The following is a 16,857-nucleotide window of genomic DNA, read 5'->3' on the forward strand; positions in this document are numbered from 1 at the left end:
CCGGTCAGCGTGCTGTCACCGTAATCGAGGGTGGTGCGATGACTGCTGGTGGTTTGCCGGCTTCTGCGCGGATGGTGAGGGGACCGTGGGGGGTCGGGACCGAGGCCTGGGCCCATTCGAGGCCGCCGAGCTGGGGAGCGACCGTGACGGCTGTCATCCCGGGGGCTGTTGGGCGGACGCCGAGGAGCGTCGCGACGTAGTGGTACAGGGGATGTGCGCCCCAGGCGTGGCAGTCGCTGCGGGTGGGTTCGGGGTGTTCGATCACGGTGCGCAGGCCCTGGTCCAGCAGGCCGTACCAGAGTTCGAGCCGGTCGAGCAGTACGTCGGTTCGCCCGATCGCGTGCAGTGCCTCGAACAGGTAGTGATCGAAGTACACAGTGGTCCGCGCGAGCCCCTCGGACGGTTCCTGCAGCATCGTCCGGACCGCCGTCTCGCCGTACTTCGCTCCCGCGAGCACCGCCAGCGCTTGTGCGTGTTCGCTGAAGGCGGTGTGCGCGAGATCGTCGGCGTACAGCCCGCGGTCGGCGTCGTAGAACGCCTCGTCGGCGGCTTCGAGGAGCTGGCCGGCCATCTGTGCGTACCGTGCTGATGCGTCGGACTCGCCGACCCACGACTCCAGCTCGGCGACCTGCCGCGCGACGAGCGCCAGTTGTAGTTGCAGCACCGCTGACTGACCGCGTCCCGGGCCGGGCCAGTCCGCGTGTACTTCGCCGTCCTGGACGATGCCGGGCGGCGTACCGGCTTCCCAGCCCGGCACCCAGTCGGTGAAGTTCCATCCGTGCAAGGCGTGGAAGATCCCGCGCTCGTCGACAGTACGGCGATGCGCGTCGACCGCCGCGCGGACCGCGGGCATCAACTCGGCGACGAAGGCCAGATCGCCGCGCCACAACGCGAAATCGTGCACCATCGCGACCCACCACAGCGTGAACGGCGGGATCGGGGACGACTGCCGGGACGGCGTCCGGGACGCGACCAGACCGTTGCCGTCCTGACTGCGAGCGAAAGCACGAAGCGCCTGCCTGGCGAGGGCGTCGTCACCGGTGGTGGCGTAGGCAATGAGGCATTGCAGGCGGGTGTCACCGGCGTACTGGAGCTGCTCGTAGTACGGGCAGTCCATGGTCGTCTCATGGCTGCAGGCCTGGAGGGTGCGGAACGCGAGTACGCCGACCTTCGCGAGCCGGGGGTCGCTCGCGGTGAAGCCGCTGCGGTCTTCGTACGGGTAGTGGGTCTCGCGGAGTCGCAGGCCGGTGATCGTCAGTGGTTCGGATGCGGTGGTGACGAGAACTTCGACGTACCGGCCGGACTGCCACCACAACGTGCTGTGCGACTCGCGGCCGCCGCCGGCGATGAAGAGGTCGCCGATGCCGTCTTCCTCGAGGCCCGGGCGGCCGAAGAGCTTGCCGTCGATGACGTCGCGGTGTCCCTTGCCGGCTGCCGCGTCCGTCTCGTAGAGGGACTCCTGCCAGAGCACTCGTACCTCGGCATCGCGTCCGCCCTCGAGATCGAGAACGGGGTACGCGCAAACGTACTGGTCGAGGTCGATGAGCACGCGGCGACAGGTCCCGGGCGGGAGGTGCAGCGCCGTACCGTCGAGCAGCCGCTGCCAGTCGTCGGCCTCATCGTCCAAGTGGTCCGCTGGTTCCACGACGCGATCGTGTGTCTGGGCGCCCGCAGCATGTTCCGCGACATGACGCACGCGGGCCCCCTGGACCCACCGCCGCACAGGCCCAGGCAACCGAGCTGGCACCAACAACCGCTCACTGGCATCCGCACGCTTGCCCGCGTCGTCGCTCGCGCGTGCCAGGTCTCCGGTCGCGGCATCTGACCAGGTGAGGTTGTCCTCGCCGGTCTGCCAACCCCACGGATAGGCACGACCGTCACTAACCTGCCGGGCGCCGCACCCATACCCGTCACCCTTCGGTCGCAGACCATGCCCAGACAACACAGCCGCCTGCCAAGCCGCCGTGCCAGTGGCGAGCTCAACCAACTGACCGCTCACAGCCTCAGCAGCAAGGAGGAACGTAGGCCCATCCCCAAGACTCATCTGCCCCATCGGCGCGTCGTCCCCAAGGCTCCACACCCGGGCTGCAAGCCAATGCCCACCGACCGGCAACCGCACCCGATAACTCTCGAACGACCACTGCCCAACCTCCCCCCGCGACGGCCCACGCCCTACAAGCTCCCCGTCGACCCACAACTCATACCGCTCATCCGCCGACACGTGCACACCAACCTCGGCCGCCTCCCCGCACTCAACCCGCAGCCGAAACCCCACCACGTCACCACCGTCAACCGCCCGAACCCACCAGGCCGGCCACTCACCCCCCGCAAAGGGGTCATCCTCAACCTGAACCTCAACAACCTGAGGCATCGTCACAGCTGTCCCTCTTCGGTCTCGCGAGCAAGTTCGACGTACGGCGGCACAACGGCACCGACGCGCATTGTCCCCTGACCGGCGCCACCCAACCGGCGGATCGCCCGTGCGTGTCGCGTTCCGCCGCGGATCGAGGAGGCCGACCGGTGAGTCATTGCGGTCGGTGAAGAGGCAGGTGAGGCGGTAGTCGGGCGGGCGGTCCATCCCGGCCTCCTACTCCTTGCGGTGGTAGATGTTCGGCAGCTCGACCGGCGAGCCGTACTCCAGCCGGCAGCCCGAACTGAGCACCCCCGCCGCTGACTGAGGACAAGCAATAGCCTGTGCGCAGTCCTCGGAGGCTATCCACGGTCCGCCGCGACACCGTAGGCGAGCCTCGCGCCGACGCTGTTCGGAACTTGTTCCGCAGCAGGCGACGAAAATGCTCCGGAAACTACGACGGCGCGCACCGGTGGTCGAGTCGTGGGGTGTGGCGGGCGAGACGGCACCCGGATTCACGACTCGGCGGTTGTGGGAGGCGCCTCGATGCACGACTCGGTGGATCGGCCCCCGGCGGCTATCCAGGTGGCCTTGTCCTTCAGATTCTCGGCCGTGTCTTGAACTTGTCGAAGATGCCGGTCTCGCGGGCTCCCATTCCTGCGAAGAGTTGATGCCAATCCGGCGAAGTTGGCCCTTTATCGGGGGTGGGATGCGGGTAAGGATGGGACTGTGACCGCCATCATCCAGCCCGGTGTGGGACGGCAGGGGCCCGTCGTGGTGCCCCGTCGTCGGCGTTGGTCGCGGCCGCTGCGGCTCTGAGGACCTCAGCGATCTCTGACAGCCACCATCCACGGACTGCCGTGGAACGGTGGCTGTCGCGCTGACCGCCTGTGCTGCGGTCAGCGCTCCGGCACAGCTCTGAGAAGTCGTTTTCATCTCCCTGAAGAAAAGGACAGCGTGATGCTCGATCCCGTCGTCGACAAAGGTCAGCTCACCGAGACTGACCGCTTCATCTTCGAGTCGTGGGGGTATTTCCTGATCCCCAACGTCTTGACCAAACAAGAGGCTGCCGAGGCGTACGACGTTTCGCAGCGACTGCACCAGAGCCGCGACCGCGAGTTCGGGCAGATCGGCCGTACCTACGAAAGCGAGCCGGTTCTCGAGCGGCTGATCGATCACCCGGACGTCCTGCCGAAGGTGCAGGGTCTGCTCGGCGACCGGTTCGTGCTGCAGGCCGGCTGGAACACGATGCAGCCGGCGCACGGCGGGAACGGCGGTTGGCACCAGGACGGATCGTCCGCCTTCGACTTCAAGGAGCTGGGATACCCGGTCCCGCTGCTGCAGCTCCGCGTCTCGTACCTGCTCACCGACCAGACCGTTCCCGGTATGGGCAACATGGAACTGATTCCCGGCAGCCACCGCTCGCGAGTCGCTTTACCTGATGAGATCCGTCAGTCCAAAGGCGACATTTCGATCGGCCACGTCGTGTGCGCCGAGGCCGGGTCTGCGCTGGTGTTCCACAACGGCGTCTGGCATCGCACCTTCCGCCACGACGGCGATTACGACCGCTACACAACTCACTACGTCTACAGCCCGCCGTGGGTCCGGGCCGCCGACCGTCTCAACAACGACCCCGAGTTCCTCGAGCGCACCACGCCTCTGCGGCGCGCACTGATGGGGGAGTTCGCTCGCCCGGACGCGCCCTTCGGTGCCAACTACGACCCGCTGCCCATCTGACCGACTCCCGGGGTGCCGTCGCTGGGCGGCACCTCGGGACCAGTACTACGTGCCTTGCGCGGTGATGGCGGTGACGGTCGCCAGCGCACGCTCGCGCAGCTCGGGATCTTCCTCCGCCAACTGGCGCAACGCGGGCAGGTACGCGGGGTAGCTGCTGTAAGCAACAGCCCAGAGCGCGTGATCCCGGACTGACGGATCCGCATGCGCGAGCGCGCCGCTGATCCGGCTCGCGATCTCGGCGGTGTACTCGTCCGGCGCGCCGGCTCCGAGCCTCAGGACGGCCGTCGCCAGTTCCTTGGGGTTGTCCGCCGCGTCGAACTCTTCAACCAGCTCGTCCAGTCCCCAGACGTACTCCGTCTCGTCGAGCGTCTCGAGGAGCGCCTCCAACACCCGACTCGCCGGCGACTGCAGTACGACGTACCTGAAGCCGGACACCTGGTCCTCGAGGTAATGCAGGGTGGTCCCGTCCGCGCCGGTCCAGGTCGCGCTGTAACCGACGCCGCGATCCGGATCAGGCAGTTGCTCTCCGACAAAGTCCCACCGGAACGCCGCCGCAAGCGCCAGTACCTCCCGGCTCGACGCCGACTCCTTCAACACAACCCTGCGACTCTGCTGCACCCCCAGGACCCTAACCCGCGAACGGTCCGTCAGCGCCTCGCGCTTCAGAGCGCTGGGACGGGGGCGTGCCAGCCGCGGGTGCGGGCGAGCAATCGCCAGACGATGGCGACGGAGGCGGCGACCGTGGCGACGGCGGCGGACGGCAGGCCGAGTTCGTGACCGACGACGGCGAGAGCCGCACCGGCCGCGGCCGGGATCGCGTAGAGCTCGTCCGGACCGAAGACCGCGGGGACACGCAGCGCGACGACGTCGCGGAGGACCCCGCCGCCGACCGCGGTCACGATGCCGAGCGCGATGGCAGGCAGGGGACCGAGCCCGTACTCCAGCGCCTTGAGCGCCCCGGCGACGCAGAACAGGCCCAGCCCGAAGGCATCGAGTACGTCGACAGCTCGCTCCCGTCGCGCCACGGCCGGGTGGAACCAGAACGTGGCGAGCGCCGCGACGACCGGCACGACCAGGTAGCGCCAGTCGGCGAGCGCGGCGGGCGGTGTCGCCCCGATCAGTACGTCGCGGATCCAGCCGCCACCCAGTGCGGTCAGCGAGGCCAGCGCCACCAGGCCGACGATGTCCAGCCTCCGACGTACGGCGAGCAACGCACCGGAGATCGCGAACACGAGCACCCCGGCCAGATCCAGAACCAGCAACAACGACGCCATCCGGCCAGCCTGCATCCCACGCCAACCACCGATCCGCCCCGCCCACATCGTGAGCGGGAATCCGCGACCCACAGCAGGAATCTGCGATATGGTGCCGCGCGACGCATCAACCGCGGGGTCCTGCCGCCTCGTCTGAGTTCGGCGGTATGGATCGGCTGGGTGGGGGCACCGGGATGGTGTTGATCGTGCGCAACGCGCGAAGGGAGAGGCCAATGAATGTGAAGCGTAAGGCGAAGCATGCTGCTGAGGCGGCGAAGGGCGGGGTCAAGAAGGTGACCGGCGAGGCGACCGGCAACCGGGACCTCGAGGCCAAGGGCCGGACGGAGCAGACGAAGGCCGACCTGAAGCAGGCCGGCGAGAAGGCGAAGGACGCCGTCAAGGAATAGCGACGGCGGTTCACATCGGCGGGTGCGGCAATTCTGCCGCACCCGCCGACGCGTTTGCGGGGCTGCCGATTGTTTGAATCGATCGCTTGGCTGAACCGACGCGTAAAGCGACCGCCGATAGCCCGAAAGTAGTGCCGTTTCATGCGGTTGGCGCCGGGTACCGCGTTGGGAAGTCAATGTTCGGCTCGGGGAGAAAACGTCAGGAGGCTTTCGTGGGCATCGGTACGTCGGTATTTCTGATCGCTGACCGGGCGCCCGACATCAACGAATGAGTTGATTCTGGAGTGACCATGCCAACTACGCGTACACCGCCCGAGCCCCGCGAGCTTCTGCTGGACGCATTGCTCGACAAGGTGGCCGAGGATCGTTTTCCGTCGATCTCGATGCTCGACCTGATCGAGTCCATGCTCCGGCCGGACGAGGTCGGGGTCTATGTGCAGCTGCTGCTGCACAAGGTCCGGGACGAGACCTATCCGAGCCTGACGATTCTGCGTCGGATCAACGCCCTGACGCAATGACCTGACTCGCGCGACACCATTCTTGGAGATCACTCGAGGATGGCGTAATTACTTCCGTAGGAGAATTCATGAACACCAGCACAAAGGTGGCGGCGGCGATTGCCAGCGGCTACCTTCTCGGCCGCACCAAGAAACTCAAATTGGCGATCACCGTCGGCGGACTGCTGGCCGGGAAACGCATCGCCACCGACCCGCGGGCGATCGTGCAACAACTCGCGACGGTGGTCGAGCAGAACCCCGAGCTGGCCAAGTTGTCCGACCAGGTGCGTGGCAAGCTGGCTACCGCCGGGCGCGAGGCCGCCGTCGCGGCCGCCAGCAACCGGCTGAACCGGGTCAGCGACTCGATCCGGGACCGTACCGACCGGATGCTGTCTCCTGCGAACTTGGACAGCAGCTCCGACGACGGCGACGACGGCGACGACGGCGAGGACGGCGAGGCCGAGGAGCGCCCGCGGCGGCGTCGTCTGCACGGGCGTCGTGGCGGCCGATCGAACGATCAGGCGGAGAGCCAGGACAGCGAGGACGGCGGCGACGAGGCTGGCGACGAGGTTGAGGACGACTCGTCGAGTGACGGTTCCCGTCGCTCGCGGCGTACCGGCTCGGGCGGCCGGGAGACGGCCGCGAACGGACGCGAGTCCGCGCGCAATGGGCGGGACTCCGGACGCAACGGGCGGGACTCCGCGCGGAGCGGGCGTGAGTCCTCGCGCGCGAACGGTGGCTCGCGATCGCGCCGGGCCTCGAACTCGGGCAGCGAGTCGGGCTCGGACGGCGAGTCCGGCTCCGGCGCTCGGAGGTCGACGGCCAAGAAGTCGCCCGCGAAGAAGAGCTCCGCCCCGGCGAAGAAGGCCGCGGCCAAGAAGCCGGCGGCGAAGAAGAGCGCTGCCAAGACCTCGGCGCCGCCGCGCAAGACGGCGGCGAAGAAGACCGCCAAGAAGGCGACTGCGAAGAAGACCGCGGCGAAGAAGAGCACCAGCAGGTCTTCGACCCGGGGACGTGGGTGATCGACGATGGCTGACCGATCGCGTACCGAGGTACCGAGCATGCTCCAGACGATTCTCGACGAGCTTCCGCTCGACCGCCTGAAGGAGGAGTTGCAGGACGCGCTCTCCGCGGTCGCTGAGCACGGCGTCGAAGTCGCCGGCGACAAGATCTCCGACTTGACCGAGCGGCTGACCGATGTGGCGCAGAACGGTGGCGTCGCGGGGAAGGTACTGGCCGAAGGCGGAAAGGCTGCGGCAACCGGCGGATCGCCCCTGCTCGGCGCGTTGAAGGGCGGCGTGCTGGGCGCGAAGGACAAGGCGGTCGAGGCGTTGGGCGGCGGCTCCGGCGGTGGGTCCGGGGGCGGTGGCAAGCAGAACCCGCTCAAGGCGACGACCATCATCGAGTCGATCGACGTCGGCGTACCGATCGATGTCGTCTACAACCAGTGGACGCAGTTCCAGGACTTCTCCGGCTTCATGAAGAAGGTGGAGCGAGTCGAGCAGAAGTCCGACGAGACGCTGGACTTCAAGGCGAAGATCGTGTGGTCGCACCGGACCTGGGAAGCGTCCATCCTCGAGCAGGTGCCGGAGGACAAGATCGTCTGGCGCTCGAAGGGCCAGAAGGGGCACGTCGACGGCGCGGTGACGTTCCACGAGCTGGCGCCGAACCTGACGCGCGTCCTGGTCGTTCTCGAGTACTACCCGCAAGGGCTGTTCGAGCGGGTCGGCAACATCTGGCGCGCCCAGGGCCGCCGGGCCCGCGTCGAGCTGAAGCACTTCCAGCGGCACGTGATGGTCCACGTGATCCAGCACCCCGAGGAACTCGAGGGCTGGCACGGGACGATCCATGATGGCGAGCTCGAGGAGGGCAGCGAGGAAGAGTACGACGACGAGTACGAGGACGAGGACACCCACGACGGTGAGGAGTCCGAGGACTACGGCGACGAGGACGAAGAGCCCGCCGACGAGGACGAAGAGCCCGCCGACGAGGACGAAGAGCCCGCCGACGAAGCCGAGTCCGATGAAGACGAGTACGACGACGCCGAGGACGAGTACGACGAGGACGAGGACACCGACGAAGGTGACCAGCCCGACGACGAGTACGCGGACGACGAGGACGAGGAAGCCGACGAGGACGAGGAAGCCGACGAGGACGAGGAAGCCGACGAGGACGAAGAGCCCGCCGACGACGAGGAGTACGACGACGCCGACGAGTACGACGACGAGTACGAGGATGAAGACGAAGAGGAACTGCCCGAGGACGAGGGCGAGGACGAGTACGACGAGCCCACCCGGCTGCACCGCCGGGCCAGCTGACCGAGCGATCTGAAAGGTGGATCCATGACCGTCGCAACCACAAGTGCCCGTAGCTCTGGTGGCTATCTGCAACGGCCCGCACCGAGCGGTCTGGCGGACGTCATCGACAGCATCCTCGACAAGGGTCTGGTGATCGACGCCTACATCCGGGTCTCCCTGGTCGGCATCGAACTCCTCACCATCGACGCCCGGATCGTCGTCGCGAGCGTGGACACGTACCTGCGATTCGCGGAGGCGACGAACCGGCTGGATCTCGAGGCGAAGAGCAAGGACCTGCCGGAGGTGATCGAGGAGATGAGCGAAGGCGGCGCACAGGGGAAGACGCGTGGGCTCCTCTCCGGAGCGAAAGAAGCACTGCTCGGCTCCGACGACGATGACGACTCCGGCGGCCGGGACGGCGAGGACGAGGACCAGTACGAGGAAGAGCGGCCACGCCGGCGCCCCGCGAAGAAGGCGCCGGCTCGTCGGCGAAGGAGTGACCGGTGACGACGACGCCCAATGACCTCGACCAGGCGTGCTATCTGTACGGCATCGTGGCAGGGGATACCGTCCTACCGACGGATCTGCTCGGCGTCGCCGAGCAGGCCGTCGGGCTGGTCCGGTACGGCGAGGTTGCCGCCGTGGTGAGTTCGCTCGGGAGCGATCACTCGGTGGCCGGTCGTGCCGAACTGATGGCGCACAGCCGGGTGGTCGACGAGGTCGCTGCCCAGGGTCCGGTCGTGCCGATTCGCTTCGGTGCCGTGCTGAAGAACCGGCACGCGGTCGAGAGCGAGCTGCTCGCGCCGGGGTGCGATCGCTTCGCGGTCATGCTGGGCGAACTGTCGGGGCGCTCGCAGTTCGTCGTGCGCGCTCGGTACGACGAGGAGCGGGTCCTGGCCGAGATCGTGACAGAGAATCCGGAGATCGCCCGGCTCCGTAGCGCCTCGCGCGAGCGGCCGGAGCACTCCTCGTACAGCGAGAACCTGCGACTGGGTGAGCTGGTTTCCCGTGCTCTGGAGGTGAAGAGCGCCGAGGACGAGGAAGCGCTACTGACCCGGATCGAACGCTACGCCGCTGCTGCCAACCTCCGGGCCCCCGGTGGATCGGGCCGTGTGCTCGACGTCGCGCTGTTGATCGAGGACAGCCGGCGTGACGAGTTCGAGAGCGCGATGGAAGCGCTGGCCACCGTTGTCGCCGGCCGGATCGAGCTGACGCTCGTCGGACCGACGGCGCCGTACGACTTCGTGGAAGAAGAGCAGTCATGGGCTTGATGACGAGTCTCCTGACCCTGCCGCTGGTCCCGGTGCGCGCGACCGTTGCGATCGCGGAACAGATCCGCCGGCAGGCCGAGAGCGAGTACTACGATCCGGCGCGCATCCGCGAGCAGCTCGAGCAGATCGACGTACTCCGGCGGAACGGCGAGATCGACGAGGAAGCAGCTACCGCGCTCGAGGACGAGCTGCTCAACCGACTGCTGGTCCACAACGCCCAGCAGCGTGGGGAGTTCTGATGGCAACGCCACGCAAGACCAGTCCGCCACGACGTACGGCGGCGAACGGGTCCGAACGAAGTACGACGGACAAGGCGCCCCGCGCGTCGCAGGACAGGAAACGCACGGGGCGGCATTCGCTGCGCACTGTGGCGGTGTCGGCCGCGGCGGAGCTCGCGCAGCTGAGCGGGCAGGTGCCCGAAGGCATTGTCGCGGTGGAAAAACGGGACGACGGCTGGTGCGTGCAGGTCGAGGTGGTCGAGTCGCACCGGATCCCGGAGACAACAGACATTCTCGCGGTCTACGAGGTGAATGTGGACGACGGCGGCCAGGTGGTCAGCTATCGGCGCATGAATCGGTACGTCCGCGGGCGCATCGAGGACTGAGGGAGGCGCTATGACCGAACCGACGCTGTCCGCCCGCCGGCCGGCCATGGACCGCTACGGTCAGCCGCCCACGAGCTCGCGGCCGGACGGACTCGCCGACATCCTCGAGCGGGTCCTCGACAAAGGCATCGTGATCGCCGGCGACATCCAGGTGAACCTGCTCGACATCGAGTTGCTGACGATCAAGATTCGCCTGCTCGTCGTCTCGGCCGACAAGGCCATGGAGATGGGGATCGACTGGTGGACCCGGGATCCGATGCTGTCGGCCGGCGCGCGGGACCTGGCGGACGAGAACCGCGAGCTGCGGCAGCGGGTCGAGGAGTTGGAGGGTGACGGTGACTGACCGAGCGACCTACGTTTATGCCGTCGGCCGGCATCTCGACGAGCAGCTGATCGCGGACCTCGAAGGTGTCGGTGGTGGCCCGGTGCGGGCGATCGTGCATCGCGATCTGACGGTGCTCGTGAGCACGGTCCGGCTGGCCGAGTTCGGCGAGTCGGCGCTGCGCAGGAACCTCGAGAATCTCGACTGGGTGGAGCGAACGGCACGGCGGCACGACGAGATCGTTCGGCGGTCGGCCGCGTCCACGACAGCTCTCGCGCCGTTCCGGCTGGTCACGATCTACCGGTCGGACGCTGCAGTCTGCGACCGGATCGAGGAGCTGTACGACGACCTCGTGGTCGCGCTCGAGCGGATCGACCGGCGCGGCGAGTGGAGCGTGAAGGTCTACGACCGTCCGGTCTCGACGCCCGCATCGCCAACCGCGAGGTCGGACTCGGTGGGCGCGGGCGTTGCATACCTGGAGCGGCGCCGTACCCAGATCCAGCAGCAGCGCGAGGCGGCAGCAGACAAGGCCGTGGTCGCCGACCAGTTGTTCTGGGACCTCGTGCCGGTCGCTGCGGCGACCCGTCGGCTCGCGCCACAGGACCGACGACTGACCGGGCGGTCGGCGGCGATGATCACGAACGCGACGTTCCTCGTCGACGATCAGCGTCGTACGGAGTTCCTCGATCTGGTCGACGTACTGCGGACCAGGTACCCGTCGCTCGACATCGAGGTGAACGGGCCGTGGCCGCCGTACTCGTTCGCCGCACTGGACACGCCATGACCATGGAGGCCGTGCGGACCGAACCGAGCCTGGTGGACCTGCTCGACCGGCTGCTCGGCAAGGGCGTCGTGATTACCGGTGACGTGGTGATCTCGCTGGCCGACGTCGACCTGGTGCGTATCCAGTTGTCGGCGGTGATCCAGTCGGTACGCGAGGAGATGACGCGAGTATGACGGATCGAGCGTTGCCGCTGCCTGAGCGCATCGAAGCCGACGCCGACACCGTCGAGCGCGAGTTGCTCAAGCTGGTGCTGACGATCGTCGAGTTGGTCCGTCAGGTGATGGAACGCCAAGCGCTGCGGCGGATCGACCAGGGCGACCTGAGCGCGGCACAGACCGAGGCGCTCGGGCTGAGCCTGATGCGCCTGGACGAGGCGATGACGACCCTGCGGGAACGATTCGACCTGAGCCCGGCCGACCTCAACATCGACCTCGGACCGCTCGGGTCGCTGCTAGCCGAATAGCAGGTGAGGGATGGGGCGTTTGACGGGACTGGATGGAGAGGAGTGGAGCATGTCTGATCGGACGATCGGGGAGCAGGCAGGGGACAAGCTGGAGGACAGCGTGCGGCACGCCGTGGCCGGCGCGATGGACCTCGCGGCCCGGGCGGGCGTCGGTTCTGGGAGCCCGGACAGTGGGAAGACCAAGTCCGAGCTGTACGCCGACGCGAAACGCCTTGGAATCAAAGGCAGGTCGAAGATGACCAAGGCCGAACTACTGAAGGCTGTACGCCGGGTCTGACGTGACTGTGGAAGGTGACGTGTACTGGCGTCGCGCGCGCCGACGAGGTGGGTCGGCGCGCACGAGCGCGAGGTGTCCGCCTGGCGGTGTCGGGCAGCGGCACAGACCGATGGCGGCATGTGCACGGCTCAGTGGGGGGTAGAGGTCGCGCGGCCAGGCTCTCTCGATCAACTGCCCGGTGGAGGAGACCGCCAGGCGGAACCATCCCACAGTAGATGCCCTCGCGCGCCCGCCAACCCCATCACCCGAAACCGACCGCTGAGCGGACAAGGCGCTGGATTAATTGCCCGCCGCAAGCAACCCTCCGCCGAGGCGGGAGAAATGCCGCGACCCCCGGGACGGCTGTGTGGGGGGCCAGTCAACCGGGGGTCGCTCGACTGCGTGGTGCCCGATTGTGACGCTTCGTAATCCCGGTGGTCCCTACCTGAGTGTCGGCTGAGTTTCAGAGGGCGCAGTACGGGCGGGCCAGGTCCAGGTCGGCGTCGACTCTGCGGAGGCCGGCGAAGCCCCACGTGTTGATTCCCTCCAGGTCGACCTCCTCACAGAGGCGTACTGCGAGGTCGCGCAGCGAGCGTGCGAGCCGGGCGTACTCGAGGTGGGTCAGGTCGAGACCCTCCGCGCCGTACGCCTGGAGAAAGCGAACGGTGTCGGGCTCGCACAAGGCGGCGAACAGATCGTGCTCACGCGGTGCCAGCATCGTGTGACCCCAGTCGAGCAGGGCTGCGACGCGACCGTCACGGTCGATGAGGACGTTGTGCGGGAACAGGTCGTGATGGCACACGACGTGCGGTACGTCGGTCGCGCGTGCCCGCTCGATCACCGCCTCGAGCCGGTCGACGCAGGCCATGAGTTCGTCGCTGCGATCGCCCAGCCAAGGGTGGTCGCGCCGGTCGCGCAGTGCCTCGATGCACCACTCGTCGACAGCGGTCCGCGGCAGGACGAGGTCTGCGATGTCGTGTACGGCGCGCATCGCCCGAGCAATCGCTTCGGTGTCGTCGCGCGTCGCCTGGCGGCCCTCGACGTACGGGAACAAGGCGTAGCGCCGGCCGAGGTGCTCACCGGTGTACGAGCCGTCGAGCGCCCGCTGCGCAGCCGGGACCGGTACGCCGCGAGCCGCCAACTCACCCGTGAGCGCCAGCGCCGCATCACTGTCCGGCTCCTGACGCCACAACTTCACAAACCAGCGCCCGTCCGTGAACGCATCCGCCTCGAACCCACCCGCACGCGCCCGGAACTCGCCCACGTCCACCCCGAACGCATCGCAAACCTGACCAGGCGTCGGCGGTAGCGCTTCACCCCACATGGCCCAGCACACTACCGAGGACCAGCAGAGCCAACGAGCGCTTTTCGAGCTCTGGTGGCTCCGAGCAGACCGGCCAGGGAAACGACCGCGCCGGTGGTGATGAGGGCGGCCATTGGTACGGCGGTGCGGGCGCCGCCGAGGCCGGCGATCGGCGCGATGGTCCCTGCCGCGACCCATTGAACGAAGCCCTGCAGGGCCGAGCCGGTGCCGGGATGATCGGGTACGGTGGCCGACGCGAGCGCGCCGCCGTTCGGGATCATCAGGCCTTGGGCGGTCATGAGGACGAAGAAGCACACGAGCGCGAGGAGCAGCGGCGTACCGAACCACAGGGCGCCGATCAGTAAGGCGATGCCCGCGGCGAGTGCGGCGATCTGCCCGGTCAGGATGAGCTTGCGGGTGGAGACCCGCCCGGCGAGCCGCGCCGCGATCAGCGCTGCGGCTGTCATGCCGCAGGCGTTGACCGCGAAGTCGATGGAGTAGGCGATCGGCGAGAGCCCGTTCATCGTCTGCAGCACGAACGCGGAGGTCGCGACGTACGCGAACAGCGCACCCATCGCGGCGCCGGCGACGACGAGGTAGCCGACATACTCCCGGTTGCCCAGAACGGTGCGACCGGCAACCAAGAAGTTGCGAAGGCCGCCGGCGTGACGGCGCTCGCGCGGGAGTGTTTCAGGTACCGCGAGCACGGTCGCAAACGTCATCGCGACGCCGAGCACCGCAACGAGCCAGAACGAGACCCGCCAGTGCGACAGTTGCAGGATGAGCCCGCCGAGGAGCGGGCCGACGATCGGTGCGAGGCCGCCGACGCCGGCGATGACGTTCAGCACGCGGACGAGCTGAGCGCCCGTAGCCACGTCGACGATCACTGCCCGCCCGATGACCATCGCCCAGCCGCCCGCGAAGCCCTGGACGAACCGGGCGACGGTCATCACCGCGATCGTCGGTGCGAGCGCGCAGACGACCGAGGTCACAGTCATTAGCGCGAGCGCCGCGAGGAGCGGGACGCGCCGGCCGCGCTGGTCCGAGACCGGTCCGCCGATCAGCTGGCCGAGCGCCATCCCGACGAAGAACGTCGTGAGCGTCAGCTGAACCTGCGTCGCGGTGGTGGACAGGTCCCCGGCGACCCGAGGGAACGCAGGGACGTACATGTCGGTGGCCAGGGGAGCGATCGCGGTCAGGAACACCACGGTCGCAACCAGCCCGGCCGTCAGCCGGGCTTGGCGAGGTGACTTCAGCACGGGATCAGACGGTGAGGAGGACCTTGGTGGCGGTTCGCTGGTCCATGGCCTCGTAGCCCTCGGCTGCGCGGTCCAGGGGGAGGACGAGGTCGAAGACCTTGCCGGGGTTGATCTTGCGGTCCCAGATGAGCTGGATCAGTTCGGGCAGGTACTGGCGCACCGGTGCCGGGCCGCCGTGGAGATGGACGCCCGCCATGAACAGCTCGTCACCCGGGATGGCGACATCGTGGGCAACGCCAACGAATCCGACGTGGCCTCCCGGACGGGTGGAACGGATCGCCTGCATCATGGCTTCCTGGGTGCCGACGGCCTCGATGACCGAGTGCGCCCCGAGCCCGCCGGTGAGCTCCTTGACCCGGGCCACACCCTCGTCTCCTCGTTCTTCGACGATGTCGGTGGCGCCGAACTCCGTGGCCAGGGCCTGCCGGTCGGCGTGGCGGCTGAAGGCGATGATCCGCTCGGCGCCGAGCTGCTTCGCGGCCAGGATCCCCAGCAGGCCGACGGCGCCGTCACCGACGACCGCGACGGTCTTGCCCGGGCCGGCCTCGGCGGCCACGGCGGCGAACCAGCCGGTGCCGAGGACGTCGGACGCCGCCAGCAGCGATGGGATCAGGTCTGGGTCGGGCATTGCGGGGGTGGCGACCAGGGTGCCGTCGGCCAGCGGGATGCGGGCCAGTTCGGACTGCGTACCCAGGGTGCCCATCAAGACGCGGTGCACACAGTAGGCCTGGTACCCGGCCTGGCAGATCTCACAGGTGTTGTCGGAGGCCCAGAACGAGCCGACGACGAAGTCACCGACCTTGATGGTGCGCACCTCGTCGCCGATCTCCTCGACGACGCCGACGTACTCGTGTCCCATCACCTGGTGGTCGACGGGCTCGGCGCCGCGGTACGGCCACAGGTCGCTGCCGCAGATGCAGGTCGCCGACACGCGGATGATCGCGTCGGTCGGCTCGATGATCTTCGGGTCCTCGCGGTTCTCGACCTGGACGGTCCCAGGGCCGTGCATGACTACCTGACGCATTGCGTGCTTCTCCTCATGATCGAGACCCGCCGAACGGGGGCCACGCTCCGAGTCAACGCCCCGGCGCGTGGCGGGAGAAGTCACTGTCGATGGGTGTACTGCCAGGGCACCCTTCAGCGTCGGTACGCCGTCATTGGTCGTCTACTGTCGATGGTGTGGACAACCGGCAAGAGGTGCGCGAGTTCCTCACCACTCGGCGCGCCCGCATCACCCCGGATCAGGCCGGTCTCCCGGTCACCGGCGCCCGCCGCGTGCCCGGTCTGCGTCGCAGCGAGGTCGCGACTATCGCCGGGCTGAGCGTCGAGTACTACGCGCGGCTCGAACGCGGGCAGATCGCCGGCGCCTCCACCGGCGTACTCGAGGCGCTCGCCCGAGCACTCCAACTCGACGAGACTGAACGAGCGCACCTGTTCGACCTCGCCCGCGCCGCCGACGGGATACCGACCTCGGGCCGGCCGCGCCGCCGTACGCCGGGCAAGGCGGTCGCGCGGCTCAGCCTGCAATGGGCACTCGACGCGATCAAGGACGGCGTCGCGATCGTCCGCGACCCGCACCAGAACCTTCTCGCCACCAACGCCCTGGGCCGCGCCTTCTACTCACCGGTCATCGGAGACGGCGGCCGGGTCCCGAACCTGGCCCGGTTCCAGTTCCTCGATCCCGCCTCGCGCGACTTCTACCCGGACTGGGACCTGTTCGCCCAGATGTGCGTCGGCATCATGCGTGCCGAGGCCGGCCGCGACCCGCACGACAGCGGTCTCCAGGACCTCGTGGGGGAGTTGTCCACCCGCAGCGAGACGTTCCGTCAGCTCTGGGCGGACCACAACGTCCGCACCCATGGAACCGGCACCAAGCGGTTCAACCATCCCGTCGTCGGCGAACTCAACCTCGCGTACGAAGAACTCGCGATCACCGCCGAACCGGGCCTGATCCTGCTCGTCTACACCGCGGAGCCGCAGTCACCATCCGCCGAACGGCTCCAGTTGCTCGCCGCGTGGGCAACCCCGGCGATCAAGAGCTGAAGGCTGATCCG

The 16,857-nt window shown here is 68.1% G+C and carries 22 protein-coding genes; 16 read left to right on the forward strand and 6 right to left on the reverse strand.

The window, feature by feature from the left end:
- Positions 1-4 precede the first annotated feature (4 nt).
- Complete coding sequence (locus tag AC0662_RS04645; protein ID WP_478298543.1) at positions 5-1,645, reverse strand: alpha-L-rhamnosidase-related protein; 1,641 nt, start codon at positions 1,643-1,645, stop codon at positions 5-7.
- Between the two features lie 1,665 nt (positions 1,646-3,310).
- Here AC0662_RS04645 and AC0662_RS04650 point away from each other — a divergent pair.
- On the forward strand, positions 3,311-4,087 hold the full coding sequence (locus AC0662_RS04650; protein ID WP_452198258.1) for a phytanoyl-CoA dioxygenase family protein: 777 nt from the start codon (positions 3,311-3,313) through the stop codon (positions 4,085-4,087).
- 45 nt (positions 4,088-4,132) lie between these two features.
- Here AC0662_RS04650 and AC0662_RS04655 read toward each other — a convergent pair whose 3' ends face one another.
- Both AC0662_RS04655 and AC0662_RS04660 read right to left on the reverse strand, forming a co-directional pair.
- The gene (locus tag AC0662_RS04655; RefSeq protein WP_452198260.1) at positions 4,133-4,705 is read right to left on the reverse strand and encodes a HEAT repeat domain-containing protein; all 573 of its coding nucleotides are present in this window, start codon (positions 4,703-4,705) and stop codon (positions 4,133-4,135) included.
- A 44-nt stretch (positions 4,706-4,749) separates the two neighbouring features.
- Positions 4,750-5,361 (reverse strand): trimeric intracellular cation channel family protein, encoded by a 612-nt coding sequence (locus AC0662_RS04660; RefSeq protein ID WP_478298546.1) that lies wholly within the window; start codon positions 5,359-5,361, stop codon positions 4,750-4,752.
- Positions 5,362-5,573: 212 nt separating this feature from the next.
- Here AC0662_RS04660 and AC0662_RS04665 point away from each other — a divergent pair, with 212 nt between their 5' ends.
- From AC0662_RS04665 to AC0662_RS04730, 14 genes are all read left to right on the forward strand, one after another.
- Positions 5,574-5,747: a CsbD family protein gene (locus AC0662_RS04665; protein ID WP_452198266.1), complete on the forward strand. Its 174-nt coding sequence runs from the start codon at positions 5,574-5,576 to the stop codon at positions 5,745-5,747.
- A gap of 86 nt (positions 5,748-5,833) precedes the next feature.
- Positions 5,834-6,019 carry a hypothetical protein gene (locus AC0662_RS04670; RefSeq protein WP_452198268.1) on the forward strand — a complete coding sequence of 62 codons (186 nt, stop codon included), beginning with the start codon at positions 5,834-5,836 and terminating at the stop codon, positions 6,017-6,019.
- Between the two features lie 18 nt (positions 6,020-6,037).
- Positions 6,038-6,265, forward strand: coding sequence for a hypothetical protein (locus AC0662_RS04675; RefSeq protein ID WP_452198270.1), 228 nt, complete (start codon positions 6,038-6,040; stop codon positions 6,263-6,265).
- A 68-nt stretch (positions 6,266-6,333) separates the two neighbouring features.
- On the forward strand, positions 6,334-7,266 hold the full coding sequence (locus tag AC0662_RS04680; protein ID WP_478298548.1) for a hypothetical protein: 933 nt from the start codon (positions 6,334-6,336) through the stop codon (positions 7,264-7,266).
- A 6-nt stretch (positions 7,267-7,272) separates the two neighbouring features.
- Positions 7,273-8,562: an SRPBCC family protein gene (locus tag AC0662_RS04685; protein WP_478298550.1), complete on the forward strand. Its 1,290-nt coding sequence runs from the start codon at positions 7,273-7,275 to the stop codon at positions 8,560-8,562.
- Positions 8,563-8,586: 24 nt separating this feature from the next.
- The gene (gvpJ, locus tag AC0662_RS04690) at positions 8,587-9,048 is read left to right on the forward strand and encodes a gas vesicle protein GvpJ (protein WP_452198276.1); all 462 of its coding nucleotides are present in this window, start codon (positions 8,587-8,589) and stop codon (positions 9,046-9,048) included.
- A complete protein-coding gene (locus AC0662_RS04695) occupies positions 9,045-9,812 on the forward strand; it encodes a GvpL/GvpF family gas vesicle protein (RefSeq protein WP_452198278.1) in 768 nt (255 codons plus the stop codon). Before gvpJ ends, AC0662_RS04695 begins: the two co-directional genes overlap by 4 nt.
- Positions 9,812-10,051: a gas vesicle protein GvpG gene (locus tag AC0662_RS04700; RefSeq protein WP_452198280.1), complete on the forward strand. Its 240-nt coding sequence runs from the start codon at positions 9,812-9,814 to the stop codon at positions 10,049-10,051. Before AC0662_RS04695 ends, AC0662_RS04700 begins: the two co-directional genes overlap by 1 nt.
- Positions 10,051-10,416: a gas vesicle protein GvpO gene (locus tag AC0662_RS04705; protein WP_452198282.1), complete on the forward strand. Its 366-nt coding sequence runs from the start codon at positions 10,051-10,053 to the stop codon at positions 10,414-10,416. Before AC0662_RS04700 ends, AC0662_RS04705 begins: the two co-directional genes overlap by 1 nt.
- A 10-nt stretch (positions 10,417-10,426) precedes the next feature.
- The gene (locus AC0662_RS04710) at positions 10,427-10,759 is read left to right on the forward strand and encodes a gas vesicle protein (protein WP_452198283.1); all 333 of its coding nucleotides are present in this window, start codon (positions 10,427-10,429) and stop codon (positions 10,757-10,759) included.
- The gene (locus AC0662_RS04715; RefSeq protein WP_452198285.1) at positions 10,746-11,522 is read left to right on the forward strand and encodes a GvpL/GvpF family gas vesicle protein; all 777 of its coding nucleotides are present in this window, start codon (positions 10,746-10,748) and stop codon (positions 11,520-11,522) included. The genes AC0662_RS04710 and AC0662_RS04715 overlap by 14 nt, the downstream gene beginning before the upstream one ends.
- Complete coding sequence (locus AC0662_RS04720; RefSeq protein ID WP_452198287.1) at positions 11,519-11,695, forward strand: gas vesicle protein; 177 nt, start codon at positions 11,519-11,521, stop codon at positions 11,693-11,695. Before AC0662_RS04715 ends, AC0662_RS04720 begins: the two co-directional genes overlap by 4 nt.
- Positions 11,692-11,985, forward strand: coding sequence for a gas vesicle protein K (locus AC0662_RS04725; RefSeq protein WP_452198288.1), 294 nt, complete (start codon positions 11,692-11,694; stop codon positions 11,983-11,985). Before AC0662_RS04720 ends, AC0662_RS04725 begins: the two co-directional genes overlap by 4 nt.
- Before the next feature lie 49 nt (positions 11,986-12,034).
- Positions 12,035-12,262, forward strand: a complete 228-nt coding sequence (locus AC0662_RS04730) for a Rho termination factor N-terminal domain-containing protein (protein WP_452198290.1) — start codon at positions 12,035-12,037, stop codon at positions 12,260-12,262.
- Positions 12,263-12,704: 442 nt separating this feature from the next.
- Here AC0662_RS04730 and AC0662_RS04735 read toward each other — a convergent pair whose 3' ends face one another.
- The 3 genes from AC0662_RS04735 to AC0662_RS04745 are packed head-to-tail and all read right to left on the reverse strand — an operon-like array spanning position 12,705 to position 15,827.
- Positions 12,705-13,565, reverse strand: coding sequence for a phosphotransferase enzyme family protein (locus AC0662_RS04735; protein ID WP_478298553.1), 861 nt, complete (start codon positions 13,563-13,565; stop codon positions 12,705-12,707).
- Positions 13,566-13,576: 11 nt separating this feature from the next.
- Positions 13,577-14,803: a multidrug effflux MFS transporter gene (locus AC0662_RS04740; RefSeq protein ID WP_452198294.1), complete on the reverse strand. Its 1,227-nt coding sequence runs from the start codon at positions 14,801-14,803 to the stop codon at positions 13,577-13,579.
- A gap of 4 nt (positions 14,804-14,807) precedes the next feature.
- Complete coding sequence (locus AC0662_RS04745; RefSeq protein ID WP_452198296.1) at positions 14,808-15,827, reverse strand: zinc-dependent alcohol dehydrogenase family protein; 1,020 nt, start codon at positions 15,825-15,827, stop codon at positions 14,808-14,810.
- Positions 15,828-15,982: 155 nt separating this feature from the next.
- Between AC0662_RS04745 and AC0662_RS04750 the strand changes: the two genes are divergently transcribed.
- Positions 15,983-16,846, forward strand: coding sequence for a helix-turn-helix transcriptional regulator (locus AC0662_RS04750; protein WP_452198297.1), 864 nt, complete (start codon positions 15,983-15,985; stop codon positions 16,844-16,846).
- Positions 16,847-16,857 lie beyond the last annotated feature (11 nt).

Source organism: Kribbella sp. NPDC043289, assembly GCF_056436705.1.